Below are 14,667 nucleotides of genomic sequence, written 5' to 3' on the forward strand. Positions count from 1 at the left end.
CCATCAACCTTTGATCTCGACGTTTTTTGTCTTGTTGCCTTCGACCAGTGTGAAGCGGTATTCACGCCCCGCTTCCTTGTCGAACGAAAAGCTCTGGCCGCTCTTGACGTGATGCTTGGTGGTTGGCTTGCAGTCGTTCTCTTTCTGCGCCACACAGTCCTTGAACTCATCGATCACCAACACCGTGTTGCCGTTATTGCGCAAGTGGTAACGGCTGGCGCTGTTATCGATCACGGTCTCGTAACGGGTGTCCTTGGGCCGCACGAAAAACACCGTGCCGTAGCCGGCCAAGACCTTGACCCCCGCCTCCACACGTTCCTTTTTATATTCCTCGCGTTCTTCGGCGCTGATGGCGAACTCGTCTTCGGCTTCCGGCACCACCGGCACGAAACGCACGCGGAAGTAACGTTCCTTGTCGCGGTTGCCCATGAACACCAACCGCGTTCCCTGCACGCCGTTGGCCGGCACGATCAGCCGCGCCGGGCTGGCCATCAGGCCATCTTTGGCTTGGGCACTGTCCTGGTTTTTCAGGGGCACTTCCTGATAGGTACCGTCCTCGTTGTAGATGATTTCCAGGATGTTGACCTTGACGAACGCCGTGGACGTCCCGCCGTTGAACACCCGTTTCATGTAAGTCGTTTTGTCGCCGTCCAGGTAGTCGTACACCACCCCCACGCCAATCTGCGGCCCAGCCTGGGCCACGCCGCAAAACAGATAGATCCCAACCCATGCCAATAGATGTTTCATCGCTGTTCCAACCTCATGCAGTAAACACAACTCATTGAATTTTGCCGGCCAGTCGGCCACTCAGACTTCCGAATCCCAGATCACCGTGACGTTGCCGGTATAGGCTTTGGCGCCACTGTCCAGCATCTGCTCGACACTGCTTTGGGCCACCTCGAAATGCAGCATCCCGAGCCGGCGGTCGACGTACAAACCCGGCTGGAACAGCTCGGTGCCACTGCCATCACGCAGCAATCGGCGGCGGTTGACCGGCTGCCCGCCGGCATCCGTCAAGCCATCGGGCAGGGTCACGCTGACGTCCACCGGGACGGCATGGCCGGTGCCGGCTTCGGCGATCGCACAGGTATTGCCGCTGATGCGCTCGCACTCGAGGGCCATCTTGAAACGCGAAGAAGCGGAGATATGGAAGCGCTGGTCGCGGAACAGCCGCGCCGGTTTACGCCCGCTGTTCAGCCAGGCTTGCCAACCTTCCTGGGGCACCAGTTCGACGCGGTTACCGCCGGGGGGAACTTCGACCTTGAGGGTGTGTTCGACGTCGAGTTTGAAATTGAGGGTGATCGCCGAGTCGTTGGGGATCATGACGTCGCCCAGGTCGAGGTCCTGCCCAGGACCAACGGTATAAGTCAGCGTCCCCGTGTATTGGCCGGAGGACATCTTCAACGGGTTGGGGGTGCGCAGTTCGTAGGCGAAGTCCAAGTGGGTGTAGCTCATGGCGGGAATCAGATAAAGGGCTGGTTTGGCGCATACCCCTTGTGTCGGAGTCTTCCAGAAAAACTCGTAATCGGTAGAGGTGTAAAAACCCATACCACTGTATTGACAGGGCGCGGCGGCATATACCCAGGAAGAACCACGCCATAATCTCTGGTGAGCGGTGAGCGGATTCACACCGCCACCTACCACATTGACGACGCCGGCGGGAATTCGATATCTCGAACCGATACCAGAAAAACGCACTTCGACCACTTCGGTTTCGCCCGTGCCTGTATGAGTGATCTGAGCCGTGCGCCAGTTGGCAGGCACTTTAAACATCGCACCTTGCCGAGTGTCTCCATGATTGGCCTGGATGGGGCTGATGGCGTTGGAGATAATGGGCAACCGGATGCTGAACATCTTTGCCGTTCGGCACTCCGCCGAATGATTTTCACAGTAACCACTCACTGGAGTGGTATTGAGAAAGGTATTCTCCTGCGGTTTCGAAGCGTCAGGCCTGAATATCGCACTGATGTCCCGGCTCAACGCATTGGCCGCAGGTGTGCATGTAAACAACAACGCGCAAACCACTCCGCGCACTGTCATGGATAAATGTTTCATCTATTTCTCACCATCAAATCGGCTCGGAACAGGCCGAGCCAGCCTTTCTAAACTTCCGAATCCCAAATCACCGTGACATTGCCGCTATAGGCCTTGGCGCCCGTGTCCAGCATCTGCTCGACACTGCCTTGGGCCACCTCGAAGTGCAGTGTCCCGGGCCTGCGATCGACATAAAAACCCGGCTGGAACAGCTCGGTGCCACTGCCATCGCGCAGCAGTCGGCGGCGGTTGACCGGCTGCCCGCCGGCGTCCGCCAAACCCTCGGGCAGGGTCACGCTGACGTCCACCGGCACGGCGTGGCCTGTACCGGTTTCCGCGATCGCGCAGGTGTTGCCACTGATGTGCTGGCACTCAAGGCCCATCTTGAAACGCGAAGAGGCCGATATATGGAAGCGCTGGTCGCGAAACAGCCGCGTCGGCTTGCGCCCGCTGTTCAGCCAGGCTTGCCAGCCTTCCGGGGGCACCAGCTCGACGCGGTTGCCGCCGGGGGGAACTTCGACCTTGAGCGTATGTTCGACCGTCAGCTTGAGATTGAGGGTGATCACCGAATCGTTCGGGAGCATGACGTCGCCCGTGTCAAAGTCCTGCCCTGCCCCGACGCCGTAGCTCAGTGAACCCGTGTATTGGCCGGACGACATCCTCAATGGGTTGGGTGTGCGCAGTTCGTAGGCAAAGTCCAGTCCGTGGTAAGACATGCTGGGGATCAGGTAACTGGCCCGTTTGGCACACACACCTTCGGTCGGCGTCTTCCAGAAGAAGAAGTAGACGCGGTCATTCAAGGTGCTGTACCCGCTGGATTGGCAGGGCGAGGGGGCATAGAGCCAGGGAGAACCACCCCACAACTTCGCATGGGCAGCCCTGAAATCCACACCGCCACCGACCAATTCAATTGCGCTGACGGGCAGTTGGTAGTACGAACCGATACCGGATATGCGTACTTGAACGATTTCAGTCTCGCCCGTGCCGCTATGGGTCACCTGTGCCAGACGCCAAGTGGCAGGCACATGGAACATCGCCCCTTGGCGGGAGTCCCCATGATTGGCCTGAATGGGACCGGTCGATGCGAAGTTAATGGGCAGCTGGATGCTGAACATTTTTTCCCTGTCGCAGACCGCCGGATAGAAGGCGCAATAACCCGAGACCGGCGTGGTGTTGGCAAACGTATTTTCGTTGGGCTTGGAGGGATCGGGCCTGAAGATTGCGGTCACATCCCTGCTCACGGCACTGGTCGTCGACGCACAGGCCCACAACATCACTGAAACCATGCCTTGCACTGCCACTGGTAACTGCTTCATCTATACCCACCCTCTAGTCGGCTCGAACGGGCCAAGCCACCCCTTTTAAACTTGCGAATCCCAGATCACCGTGACGTCGCCGGTATAGGCCTTGGCGCCGTTGTCGAGCATCGCTTCGACGCTGCCCTGGGCAATCTCGAAATGCAGCGCTCCCGAGCGCCGATCAACGTACAAACCTGGCTGGAAAAGCTCGGTGCCACTGCCATCGCGCAGCAGTCGGCGGCGGTTGACCGGCTGGCCGGCACCGTCCGTCAAGCCATCGGGCAGGGTCACGCTGACGTCCACCGGTACGGCATGGCCGCTGCCGGTCTCGGCGATGGCGCAGGTATTGCCGCTGATGTACTGGCATTCGAGTGCCATCTTGAAGCGGGAAGAAGCGGAGATATGGAAGCGCTGGTCGCGGAACAGTCGCGTGGGTTTGCGACCGCTGTTGAGCCAGGATTGCCAGCCTTCCTGGGGGACGAGTTCAACGCGGTTGCCGCCGGGGGGGACTTCGACCTTGAGGGTGTGTTCGACAGTCAACTTGAAATTGAGGGTGAGCGCGGAATCACTGGGCAACATGACATCGCCCAGGTCGATGTCCCGCCCTGGCCCGGCGCTATACGTCAGCGACCCCGTGTATTGCCCGGACGACATTTTCAAAGGGTTGGGGGTGCGTAGCTCATAAGCAAAATCCAGGTAGGAAAAACTGAGCCCTGGAATCAAGAACTGGGCCTTTTTGGCGCATGAGCTTTCTACCGGCGCCTTCCAGAAAAATGTATAGATCTTCGAGCCATATGACCCTACGCCGCTGTATTGGCAGGGAGAGGCGGCATACACCCAGCTGGAACTCCATAACAACTGATGAGCCCTCAGGAGACTCACACCGCCACCCACCAGCTCGATTGCGTTATGGGAGAGTTCGTATTGCGAACCGAAACCGGACCAGCGCACTTCAACGGTTTCCGTCTCCCCCGTCTCGGCATGGGTGACCTGTAGCGCTCGCCAATTGGCAGGCACTTTAAACATCGCACCTTGCCGATAATCTGCATGCAGGGCTTGAATCGGGCCGACCGAAGCGGCAGTCAGCGGTAACCGAATGCTGAACATCTTTGCGGCTCTGCATTCCGCCGGATATTGCGTACAGTAACCACTGGTTGGGGTGGTATTGAGAAACGTATTCTCCTGGGGTTTCGAAGCGTCAGGCCTGAATACAGCGGTGATATCCCGCTCCAAGGCATTGGCCACAGGCACACACGCAACCAGCAACACCGAGACCACGCTGCGTACTGCAACCGAAAAGGGTTTCATTGATACAACCTCATACATCAAGACAAATCACTGCAAATAAGGGTGTAACGCTGCCTTAAGAACGTCGGAACACCCGTGGCGAGGGAGCTGCTCCCGCTGGGGTGCGAAGCAGCCCCCTGTATCTCAGCCATCACACCGTAGGGGGACGCTCGCGCGTCCAGCGGGAGCAAGCTCCCTCGCCACAGGGTCATCGTATTTCTTGGATAAAACGGCATTAGCCAGTAAGGGGCTTCACGAACGCTGTTTCGCCTTGTCAGACTCGGTCCCCGTGGTATCGGCCAGGGTGTCCGGCGTGCAGCGCAAGTCACCGATCATCAGCACATCGCCCTCGACGCTGGCGTTGTCCGGATCGAGGCGGAACCGACAGAACAACTCGTTGCCGTAACGCACTTCCAGGGTCGGGGAGGCGGCGTTCATCTCCATGGAAAAGAACCCGTCCACTTCGCTGATACCGCGGCTGGCATGGTTGATCACGTGGTGGCCTTTGAGCGGTTGCCCCTGCTCGTCCAGCAAGCGCCCGAGCACGGTCACGGTTTTCATCACGCTGATCTTGCGGTAGTCCACCCCGCCCTTGTTCAGGTGATAACGGGTGCGCGAAGGCTCGATGTTCGCCGCCGGTGGATGCACGCCCTCGAAGTCGAAGGTCACCAGGCTGTTCCTGTAGGCGGTGATGGGCACGAAGTTGCGGCCCGGGTGCAAGGTGGTGCTGCCGCCGGTCAGGTCGTCGGCGCGCAAAACGACGCCGTCCAGGTCGGTGTCCACGTCGACGATCATGCCCGCGCCGCGCCCATGGGGCAGGCCGGTGAAAGCCGCTTTCTGGCCGCCCACGGCCACGGTGCTGCTCAGGTTCAGGCCGCCGGTGAGGTTGTCGTTATAGGACGAGCGCTGGACGAAGCCGTCGCCATACATCGACTCGGTCATGAAGCTGGCGATGCCCGACAGGCCTACGCCGTAGGTATCGGCCAGCGCCGTGGCGGAGACGCTTTGCAACACGTGATCCTCCAGGTCGCGGCGATAGGTCAGCGACCCATTGTTGTCCCGCGTGCCCTCCCGGGATGTCCGGGTGCCGATGGTGCCCGACCAGTATTCGCCCGGCCCGCCCAAAGCCACGTTGAGGCTCAGGTCCACGCCGCGATTGCGCCGGTCGTTGGTGCTCGAAGTACCGGGGCGGTCGAACACCGACAGCCGCCAGTTGGCATCGCTGCCACGCAGCTTGCCGCGTTGGGTCAAGCCAAGGTCCAGGCCCGTGCCTTGGACATTGCCTTCGCTATAGGCCAGGCGTGCGTTGACGGAAGTCTTGTTGCTCAAGCGATGGTTGACCGACAGCGACGAGTTGCTGGTATGGCCGACGAACACGTTGCGCTGACGGACACGGGTGCCGTCCGGCAAGGTCTCGTAGGTATTGCGGGTGTCGAGCCAACTGCGGTTGTGGCTGGCGACGATGCTGCCATGGCCATAGCTATACAGGCCTTGCAGGTCCATGCCGGTGCCGTACTGCTGGGTCTGGTAGACGTTGGCGTACAGGCTGGTACTGCTGGCGAGCGTCCAGTCGATCGAGGTGCCGACTTGCAGCTTGTCCTGCACTTGGCGCGTGGAGGCACCGAGGATCACCCGTGGGTGTAGCAGGTAGTTGACGCCGAGCCCCGCGGTGTTGAAACCCGAGGGCTGGTCTTCCCAGTTGCTCCACAGGCGGGTTTCGCGACCGGCGAACAGGTTGTAGCGCCAGCGGTCCTCGGTGCTGCTCCAATTGTTCGGTTTGTAGACCAGTTCCTGGCTGGTGGCGGTGGTTTGCCCGTCCTCGATCAGCCGCACTTCCACCTCATAGATACCGCCGGGCAAGGGCCGGGTGTCCAGGCTCTGCAAACCGGCGCTGACCGCCTGTGTGTTGATCAACAGGCCGCTGCGATAAATCTCCACCGAAGCCTGACGGCTCGCGGTGACATAAATGGGGTATACGCTGGGTTTTGGATTGTCGATCGCCAGGCTGTCGGAGCTGCCAAACATCACCCCAAGGGCGGTGTCCGGGTTGGCGCCGAACGAACGGATCTGACGATTCAAACCATCGGAACTGGGCGTGAAATAGCCCAGGCGAAAGAAATGGCCTTCCAATTCGCGCTGGGTATAGAGCTCATGGACGGCGTGGTAGAGCTTGTCATCCGGCCCGCCAAGGCGCGAAAGCTGGAGGTCCAGCGACTGGCTCCAGTTGCCCAGGCTGGAACTGGCGTTGAGGCCATAGCGCCCGCCGGTGTCCTGCTCCTGGCCACCGTTTAGATTGAGTTGGTTATTGAAGATCAGGCCGAGGCTGCCGCCTTCCGGCTGATCGTGATAACGCTTGGTTTCGGTGGTGCGCTCAACGTCTTTAGTGAGGATCGACACCAAGGAGTTCTCGAGACTGTAATGCACGGCGAGCAGCCCCGCGGTGCAATTGGTTTCACAAGCGCCCAGCGCTTGGCCTTGCTTGAGTCGTTGCTCCCATTGCTCCCGGTCAATGGCCTTTATCGAACTGTCTTGCGTGTCGGTAAACTCCAGCAGGGTAATGCGATCATCGCGGGTCAAGACCACCATGGCTTCACCCAGGTACTGTTGGTTGAGTTCAACACGAACTGCAAGGGGGACATCGAAGAAGTGCGCTTCAAACTCCGCCGGCAGGCCCTTGGCCTGGGACAACAGGCTTCTGGGAGTGGTACCGGGGGCGGCCGGGGCGGCCAATGCGTTCGCGCACAACAACAGCGCGAGCGCACCCGCGATGGGTGTTATCGGAAACATCAACGGACTCTCTAATCAGCGAGCTATCAGGGCGTTCAGGTGCGGGCCGACCCGTTGGGGGAGAACAGGTCGGCCTGCGGCATGCCCGTGGAGGTGAGGTGAAACTCACCGGGCAGCGAATGGCCTTACGGGCGAGGCACGGCGTCGAAGATGACGGTCATGTCGGCGGTGTACAGGCCGTTCTGGGTAGCCAGAGGCTTGGCCGCGACGATGGTCATGTCAGCCTGGGTACCCGGGGTGGAGGTTGCATCGTCGACCACTTCCTGAGGCGTTGCGGTCAGGGTGACGCCGTTGAAGGCGGTGGTCAGGGCGATGGCGTCGCTACCGTTGTACAGCGCACCCGGGCCGCCTTCGATATAAGCGTTTACCGAACCTTCGGTGTTTTTCACATCATAGGTCTGGCGCAACGAAGTCAAAGTACCGCTGACCGTGTTGTAGCTCATGGTTTCATCTTTACCGAAGTCCGGGTTGCGCGGCTGCACATGGAACTGCTGGGTCGGGATCTCCGCTTTGATGTGGATGGACGAGATTGCGTCGGCAGCGGCGAAGGCCAGCGAAGAACTCACGGCAGCGGCGGCCAGAGCAGTAACGGATACGAGTTGTTTGAGCATGTTGTTAACACCTGTTCTTAGCAATAAAGAGAAATGATTGAAATTGCAGACCAACAGCAACTTGGCCTGTCCCTCCAACGCCGAGCATGATCGGCGCTCTTTAACTAAAAAAAAGCAGGCAATTTCCTATAGGCTTGTAGTAAATCCAGCACGCGGAAGAGCGAAAAATACCCCGATATCGATAAAGCTTAAGTTCAGCTGTCAGAAACAGCCCACATTTTAAGCTGACACCCTTTTAATCATTACAAATGTATGCAACCGCACCTCGCATACATTGACTATTCATGTAAGGTCTTTCCCTGAACCCAAATAACCCGCCGCGAAATAAAGATATATCTTAGTTTGCAAAAAACCATCAAGTCAAAAGATATATCTTTTATTCAAGATATATCTGAGTGCTATCTATATGCAGAACGGAGACAGCATATGAACGCCCTTTATTCTCATTCCGATTCTTCCTCCAAACGTGAATATGACGGTTTCGAACGACGCCCTACAGGCTCGCGTGGCAGCCGGGCCCCCCGGGTCTTCGCCCCCGGTGATTTGAAGGTGTTGCTGCTGGCGCTGATTGCCGAACAGCCGTGCCACGGCTATGACCTGATCCGCCGGATCGAGAACATGTTCGACGGCGCCTACAGCCCCAGCCCCGGGGTGATCTATCCGACCCTGACCTTCCTGGAAATGAACGCAATGATCAGTTGCGGCCTCGAAGACGGAAAAAAGTGCTACAGCGTGACCGATGCCGGACGTCTATCCCTCGAGGACCAGGCCGAAACGCTGGATGAGGTGCGTACACGCATTGAAATCAGCAAGCGCACATTGCGCGGCCACAATCGTCCCCCGGAAATCCATGAAGCGGTGTATAACCTGCGCCATGCGCTGCAAAAGCACCATGGCCACTGGAGCCCGGAAGAAATCCAGCGGGTGCGCGATCTGCTCGACGCCACCGCCAAAGCCATCACCGACGGCCCTGACCGTCCACCTGTCTCGGAGTCAAGCCAATGACCGAAGTCGATCCAAACACCATTCACCGCGTCACCCACGAGATCAAACGCCGTCGCTTGCAAGTGTTGCGGGTACAGGACCTGACCCCACGCATGCGCCGCATCACCGTCGGCGGGCCGGAACTGGCCGATTTTGTCAGCCTGGGCACGGACGATCACGTGAAGTTGATGTTCCCGCAGAACGCCGAGGAACACGCCGCCCTGGAAAACTTCAACCCCGGCGCAGGTAAAGCCCAGGGCCCGATGCCCGAGATGCGCGACTACACCCCGCGCCGCTACGACCTGGACACCCTGGAGCTGGACATCGATTTCGTGCTCCACGGCGACGGCCCTGCCGCGACCTGGGCGGCCCAGGCGGCGCCCGGGCAATACCTCAATATCGGCGGGCCACGGGGCTCGATGATCGTGCCGGACATCTTCGACAGCTATCTGCTGATCGGCGACGAAACCGCCCTGCCCGCCATCGCCCGCCGCCTCGAAGGCCTGGCGCCCAACCGGCGCGCGCTGGTAGTCGTGGAAGTGGAAAACGGCGCCGAACAGCAGATCCTCCAGAGCCCGGCGCAAGTGCATGTGATCTGGGTACTGCGCGAAGGTCGCCGGGACAGCCTGTTGACCACCGTGCAGCAATTGGAAATGCCCAGTGGCAAGCTGTACGCCTGGGTCGCGACCGAGAGCAAGGTATCGCGGCAGATTCGCAAGGTGTTGTTGGAGGAGAAAGGCTTGGACCAGGACTTTGTGAAAGCGGTGGGGTATTGGAAGCTGGAGGGCAGTGAGGAGGATTGAGGGATGGCTTATGGCTGAAGTACCCTTCATCCACTGACACCGTCAACCTCCTGTGGCGAGGGGATTTATCCCCGCTGGGCTGCGCAGCAGTCCTAAAACCAGGCAACTCGGTGGATCAGAAAGATTGGGGTGACTGTTCTGGGGGCTGCTGCGCAGCCCAGCGGGGATAAATCCCCTCGCCACAGATACATCCCCTCACCACAGGGAGTATCGCTGTCCTTTAATACCTTATCCGTCATCACCAGGTATCCGCCCCATGCTTTTCCTGATCGCCTACATCGCCAGCGTCGTGCTGATCAACTTCGCGTTCTCTGCCGCACCGCACCTGGACATCATCTGGTCGGCCTGGGGCGGGCTGGTGTTTATCCTGCGGGACATGGTGCAGACCCGTTTCGGCCATGGCGCCATCGTGGCGATGCTGGTGGCGCTGGGGTTGTCCTATGTCACCTCGGACCCGACCATCGCCCTGGCCAGCGCCACCGCGTTTGCGGTGTCCGAGTGCATCGACTGGCTGGTGTTCACCATTACCAAGCGTCCGCTGCATGATCGACTGTGGATCAGTTCGGCCCTGAGCATTCCCCTGGACACCTTTATCTTCTTCGGCCTGATCGACGCCCTGACACCGCCCGTGGTGATCACCGCCCTGGCCTCGAAATTCGCCGGAGTCACGGTCGTCTGGTTGATCATGGCCTGGCGTTTACGCAAGCAAACCGTCGCCGGCTGAAGCCAAACCCCGCGGTTCATGTAAAATGCCGCGCTTTCTCCCATGGGAAGCTCGCCCGGCGCGCAACCCGCGATGATCCGCTCCTGTTTGAGGACCTTCAGATGACCCGTATCGGAACCCCATTGTCGCCCACCGCGACCCGCGTTTTGTTGTGTGGCAGCGGTGAGCTGGGCAAGGAAGTGGTAATCGAACTGCAGCGCCTGGGCGTCGAGGTGATTGCCGTGGATCGCTACGCCAACGCGCCGGCCATGCAAGTGGCCCACCGCAGCCATGTGATCAACATGCTCGACGGCGCTGCCCTGCGCGCGGTCATCGAGGCCGAGAAGCCGCATTTCATCGTGCCGGAAATCGAAGCCATCGCCACCGCCACCCTGGTGGAACTGGAAGCCGAAGGCTTCACCGTGATCCCTACCGCCCGCGCCGCGCAACTGACCATGAACCGCGAAGGCATCCGGCGCCTGGCCGCCGAAGAGTTGGGCCTGCCGACCTCGCCATACTTCTTCGCCGACACCGTGGAAGACTACCGCAAGGCCGTGGAAACCCTGAGTTTCCCCTGCGTGGTCAAGCCAGTGATGAGTTCCTCGGGCAAGGGCCAGAGCCTGCTGCGCAGTGCCGATGACGTGCAGAAAGCCTGGGACTACGCCCAGGAAGGCGGCCGTGCCGGCAAAGGTCGGGTGATCATCGAAGGTTTCATCGATTTCGATTATGAAATCACCTTGCTCACCGTGCGCCACGTCGGCGGCACCACCTTCTGCGCACCGGTCGGCCACCGTCAGGAAAAGGGCGACTATCAGGAATCCTGGCAACCCCAGGCCATGAGCCCGGTGGCCCTGGCCGAATCCGAGCGCGTGGCCAAGGCAGTGACCGAGGCCCTGGGTGGTCGCGGTCTGTTTGGCGTCGAGCTGTTCATCAAGGGTGACCAGGTGTGGTTCAGCGAAGTCTCGCCGCGCCCCCACGACACCGGCCTGGTGACGCTGATTTCCCAGGACCTGTCGCAGTTCGCCCTGCACGCCCGGGCCATTCTCGGCCTGCCGATTCCGCTGATCCGCCAGTTCGGCCCGTCGGCATCGGCGGTGATCCTGGTGGAAGGCCAGTCGACCCAGACCGCTTTCGCCAACCTCGGCGCCGCCCTGAGCGAACCGGACACTGCCCTGCGCCTGTTCGGCAAACCGGAAGTCAACGGCCAGCGCCGCCTGGGCGTAGCCCTGGCCCGCGACGAATCCATCGAAGCCGCCCGCGCCAAGGCGACCCGGGCTTCCCAGGCGGTGAAGATCGAGTTGTAAGCAGTATCGTTTGCCTCATGGTGATCTGTGGGAGCAAGGCTTGCCCGCGATAAACGATAACGCGGTCCACCTGAAGACCAGGGCGCCAGCATCGCGAGCAAGCTTTGCTCCCACAGTTAACTTGGGGTGACATCGGGCTAAAGAAAAAGGCGACACCCGCAAGGGTGTCGCCTTTTTCATGAGCGCCGGTTTGGCTTAATCCGGCAGCTTGTACGCGATCACATAGTCACCCTGCTTGGTCCCCAGGGAACCATGACCACCCGCGACGACCAGCACGTACTGCTTGCCGTCCTTGCCGGTATAGGTCATCGGCGTGGTCTGGGCGCCGGCGGGCAGGCGCCCTTCCCACAGTTGCTTGCCATTTTTCACGTCATAGGCACGCAGGTACTGGTCGAGGGTGCCGCTGAGGAACGCCAGGCCACTGGCCGTGGTGAAGGTGCCGCCCAGGCTCGGTACACCCATGCTCAGCGGGATCGGCACCGGCGAGCTGTCACGCACGGTGCCGTTCTTGTGCTTCCACAGGGTCTTGTTGTTGGTCAGGTCCACTGCCGCGACATAACCCCAGGCCGGTGCCTGGCAAGGCAGGCCCATGGGCGACAGCAGCGCTTCGAGGATCACGCCATACGGTGCGCCCTTGTTCGGCTGCACGCCTTCGGTTTCGCTCTTGCGACCCGGACCGCCAGCCACTTCGGCCGCCGGTACCAGTTTCGACTTGAACGCCATGTAGCTCGGGTTGACGAAGGCGATCTGCCGCACTGGGTCAACCGAAATGCCGCCCCAGTCGAACACGCCGAAGTTGCCCGGGTAGACGATCGAGCCTTGCAGCGACGGTGGGGTGAACATGCCGTCATAGCGCAGCGACTTGAAGTCGATCCGGCACAGCATCTGGTCGAACGGGGTCACGCCCCACATGTCCCGCTCCTTGAGGACCGGCGGCACGAAGTTCAGGTCGGACATCGGTTGGGTCGGCGAAGTGTGGTCGCCTTCCACCGCGCCTTGCGGCACCGGGATTTCCTTGATCGGGATGATCGGCTGGCCGTTGCTGCGGTCGAGCACGTAGAGGCTGCCTTGCTTGGTGGAAGCCAACACAGCCGGTTTCACGCCGTCGGCGGTCTTCATGTCCATCAGGGTCGGTTGACCGCCGACGTCCATGTCCCACAGGTCGTGGTGGGTGAACTGGAAGTACCAGCGAACCTTGCCGGTGGCGATGTCCAGGGCGGTCAGGCCGGCGGAATATTTTTCCGACTCAGGCGTGCGATTGCCACCGAACTGGTCGGGGGTCTGGTTGCCCATCGGCAGGTAGAGCATGCCGAGTTTTTCATCGACGCTGAACATGGACCACATGTTCGGCGAGTTGCGGGTGTAGGTCTTGCCCTCGGCAATCGGCGTGGTGTCGTCCGGGTTGCCGCTGTCCCAGTTCCACACCAGCTTGCCGGTGTGGACGTCGTAGGCGCGGATCACACCGCTTGGCTCGTCGGTGGAGACGTTATCGGTGACGTGACCACCGATCACTACCAGGTTCTGGGTCACCGCCGGTGGCGAGGTGGAGTAGTAACCGCCGGCCGTGAAGCCGCCGATGTTGGCGGTCAGGTCGACCTGGCCTTTGTCGCCGAAGTCTTCGCACATCTTGCCGGTGTCGGCGTTCAGGGCGATCAGACGGGTGTCGGCGGTCGGCAGGAAGATCCGCCGCGGGCACGAGGTGCTGGCCGGCGTGGTGCTGGCGGTGCCGGTGGGGCTCTGTTCGGCCGAGGCGTACACCGCGTCATCGTGATAGGTCACGCCACGGCAGGTCATATGGGCCCAGCCCTTGAAATTTTCCGCTTTTTGGGTGGAAAGCTTCGGATCGAAACGCCAGATTTCCTTGCCGGTTTCCGGCTCCAGGGCAATCACCTGGCTGTGGGGCGTGCACACGTAGAGCATGCCGTTGACCTTCAGCGGGGTGTTTTCCGCAGTGGTCTCGCCCGGGTCGTTCGGCCCCGGCAGGTCGCCGGTGCGATAGGTCCAGGCCGGCACCAGTTTGCTGACGTTCTCGGGGGTGATCTGCGCCAGCGGCGAATAACGGTCGCCATGGGCGCTACGGCCGTAGGAGTTCCAGTCGCCATCGGGCATGGCCGGGGCGGTGTTGGTCATGCCCGGCACGCTGTCGCGGTCCAGTTGGCCCTTGATCTCGCCCGGGTTGGTGAACTGGCTGGCCAGTGCGGCGATACCGGCGATGACCACGGCGGCGCCCAATGCGCGGGTTCCCGTGGCCGGGGCATCAGCGCTCAACAGCGGGCGGCGGAACCATGGCAACAACATGACGATGCCCAAGGCAAACAACATCGCCAGGCGCGGCACCAGTTGCCACCAATCCAGGCCCACTTCCCACAACGCCCACACGGTGCTGGCGAACAATACCAGCGCGTACAGGCCCAGGGCCGCGCGACGGGCCATGATCAGCAGTACGCCGGTCAGCGCCAGGCCGATACCGGCCAGCAGGTAATACCACGAGCCGCCAAGCGTGCTCAGCTTGACTCCCCCGGCCAACAGGGCCAGGCCCATCAATAGAAGCAGGATGCCGAGCAGGCTCGGTAGCAGACGGCTTCGACTCAAAGCACCCTCAGTGCTCATAGTGTGATTCTCCGTGACGTTTTAAGGAGTCCCGCGCAAGTAGTCACTGTAGATGACGATCTTGAGGGGGCATGGTTCAGTCAAAGGTATTCGGTTATTGCAAATCCCTGTGGGAGCGAGCCTGCTCGCGATTGCGGTCTGGCAGTCGACATCGTGGCTGGATGTGAAATCGCAATCGCGAGCAGGCTCGCTCCCACAGGTCTCGCCGGTAAAGACAGCGCTGTCTTTCAGAGCCTGGACATCAGG

11 protein-coding genes are annotated in these 14,667 nt (G+C 60.6%); 4 read left to right on the forward strand and 7 right to left on the reverse strand.

Features of this window, described 5'->3' with window-relative positions:
* Positions 1 to 3: 3 nt before the first annotated feature.
* The 6 genes from PBDP_RS23725 to PBDP_RS23750 all read right to left on the reverse strand — a co-directional run bounded on the left by PBDP_RS23725 (position 4) and on the right by PBDP_RS23750 (position 8,017).
* The gene (locus tag PBDP_RS23725) at positions 4 to 747 is read right to left on the reverse strand and encodes a molecular chaperone (RefSeq protein ID WP_116833367.1); all 744 of its coding nucleotides are present in this window, start codon (positions 745 to 747) and stop codon (positions 4 to 6) included.
* A gap of 60 nt (positions 748 to 807) precedes the next feature.
* Positions 808 to 2,055, reverse strand: coding sequence for a hypothetical protein (locus PBDP_RS23730; RefSeq protein ID WP_502936857.1), 1,248 nt, complete (start codon positions 2,053 to 2,055; stop codon positions 808 to 810).
* 47 nt (positions 2,056 to 2,102) lie between these two features.
* Positions 2,103 to 3,350: a hypothetical protein gene (locus PBDP_RS23735; protein WP_249411819.1), complete on the reverse strand. Its 1,248-nt coding sequence runs from the start codon at positions 3,348 to 3,350 to the stop codon at positions 2,103 to 2,105.
* 45 nt (positions 3,351 to 3,395) lie between these two features.
* Positions 3,396 to 4,640 carry a hypothetical protein gene (locus tag PBDP_RS23740; RefSeq protein WP_116833369.1) on the reverse strand — a complete coding sequence of 415 codons (1,245 nt, stop codon included), beginning with the start codon at positions 4,638 to 4,640 and terminating at the stop codon, positions 3,396 to 3,398.
* Positions 4,641 to 4,871: 231 nt separating this feature from the next.
* Entirely contained in the window at positions 4,872 to 7,406 is a 2,535-nt protein-coding gene (locus PBDP_RS23745) for a CS1-pili formation C-terminal domain-containing protein (protein ID WP_212801404.1), read from the reverse strand.
* 125 nt (positions 7,407 to 7,531) lie between these two features.
* The gene (locus PBDP_RS23750) at positions 7,532 to 8,017 is read right to left on the reverse strand and encodes a CS1 type fimbrial major subunit (protein WP_116833371.1); all 486 of its coding nucleotides are present in this window, start codon (positions 8,015 to 8,017) and stop codon (positions 7,532 to 7,534) included.
* A 426-nt stretch (positions 8,018 to 8,443) separates the two neighbouring features.
* On the opposite strand from PBDP_RS23750, the gene PBDP_RS23755 reads away from it, so the two are divergent.
* From PBDP_RS23755 to purT, 4 genes are all read left to right on the forward strand, one after another.
* A complete protein-coding gene (locus PBDP_RS23755) occupies positions 8,444 to 9,022 on the forward strand; it encodes a helix-turn-helix transcriptional regulator (RefSeq protein WP_116833372.1) in 579 nt (192 codons plus the stop codon).
* Positions 9,019 to 9,804, forward strand: a complete 786-nt coding sequence (locus PBDP_RS23760) for a siderophore-interacting protein (protein ID WP_109753733.1) — start codon at positions 9,019 to 9,021, stop codon at positions 9,802 to 9,804. Before PBDP_RS23755 ends, PBDP_RS23760 begins: the two co-directional genes overlap by 4 nt.
* Before the next feature lie 256 nt (positions 9,805 to 10,060).
* Positions 10,061 to 10,528 carry a preQ0 transporter gene (locus tag PBDP_RS23765; protein WP_109753732.1) on the forward strand — a complete coding sequence of 156 codons (468 nt, stop codon included), beginning with the start codon at positions 10,061 to 10,063 and terminating at the stop codon, positions 10,526 to 10,528.
* Between the two features lie 101 nt (positions 10,529 to 10,629).
* A complete protein-coding gene (purT, locus tag PBDP_RS23770) occupies positions 10,630 to 11,811 on the forward strand; it encodes a formate-dependent phosphoribosylglycinamide formyltransferase (RefSeq protein ID WP_109753731.1) in 1,182 nt (393 codons plus the stop codon).
* Between the two features lie 195 nt (positions 11,812 to 12,006).
* On the opposite strand, the gene PBDP_RS23775 is transcribed toward purT, so the two are convergent.
* A complete protein-coding gene (locus PBDP_RS23775; protein ID WP_116833375.1) occupies positions 12,007 to 14,421 on the reverse strand; it encodes a glucose/quinate/shikimate family membrane-bound PQQ-dependent dehydrogenase in 2,415 nt (804 codons plus the stop codon).
* Positions 14,422 to 14,667 lie beyond the last annotated feature (246 nt).

Source organism: Pseudomonas sp. St290 (genome assembly GCF_018325805.1).
Taxonomy (GTDB): domain Bacteria; phylum Pseudomonadota; class Gammaproteobacteria; order Pseudomonadales; family Pseudomonadaceae; genus Aquipseudomonas; species Aquipseudomonas bijieensis.

Excerpts from the sequence above, each read along its gene's own strand:
- PBDP_RS23730 (WP_502936857.1), bottom strand. The coding sequence starts at position 2,055 with ATGAAACATTTATCCATGACAGTGCGCGGAGTGGTTTGCGCGTTGTTG.
- PBDP_RS23755 (WP_116833372.1), top strand. The coding sequence starts at position 8,444 with ATGAACGCCCTTTATTCTCATTCCGATTCTTCCTCCAAACGTGAATAT.
- purT (WP_109753731.1), top strand. The coding sequence starts at position 10,630 with ATGACCCGTATCGGAACCCCATTGTCGCCCACCGCGACCCGCGTTTTG.
- PBDP_RS23775 (WP_116833375.1), bottom strand. The coding sequence starts at position 14,421 with ATGAGCACTGAGGGTGCTTTGAGTCGAAGCCGTCTGCTACCGAGCCTG.
- PBDP_RS23765 (WP_109753732.1), top strand. The coding sequence starts at position 10,061 with ATGCTTTTCCTGATCGCCTACATCGCCAGCGTCGTGCTGATCAACTTC.
- PBDP_RS23760 (WP_109753733.1), top strand. The coding sequence starts at position 9,019 with ATGACCGAAGTCGATCCAAACACCATTCACCGCGTCACCCACGAGATC.
- PBDP_RS23735 (WP_249411819.1), bottom strand. The coding sequence starts at position 3,350 with ATGAAGCAGTTACCAGTGGCAGTGCAAGGCATGGTTTCAGTGATGTTG.
- PBDP_RS23750 (WP_116833371.1), bottom strand. The coding sequence starts at position 8,017 with ATGCTCAAACAACTCGTATCCGTTACTGCTCTGGCCGCCGCTGCCGTG.
- PBDP_RS23725 (WP_116833367.1), bottom strand. The coding sequence starts at position 747 with ATGAAACATCTATTGGCATGGGTTGGGATCTATCTGTTTTGCGGCGTG.
- PBDP_RS23745 (WP_212801404.1), bottom strand. The coding sequence starts at position 7,406 with ATGTTTCCGATAACACCCATCGCGGGTGCGCTCGCGCTGTTGTTGTGC.
- PBDP_RS23740 (WP_116833369.1), bottom strand. The coding sequence starts at position 4,640 with ATGAAACCCTTTTCGGTTGCAGTACGCAGCGTGGTCTCGGTGTTGCTG.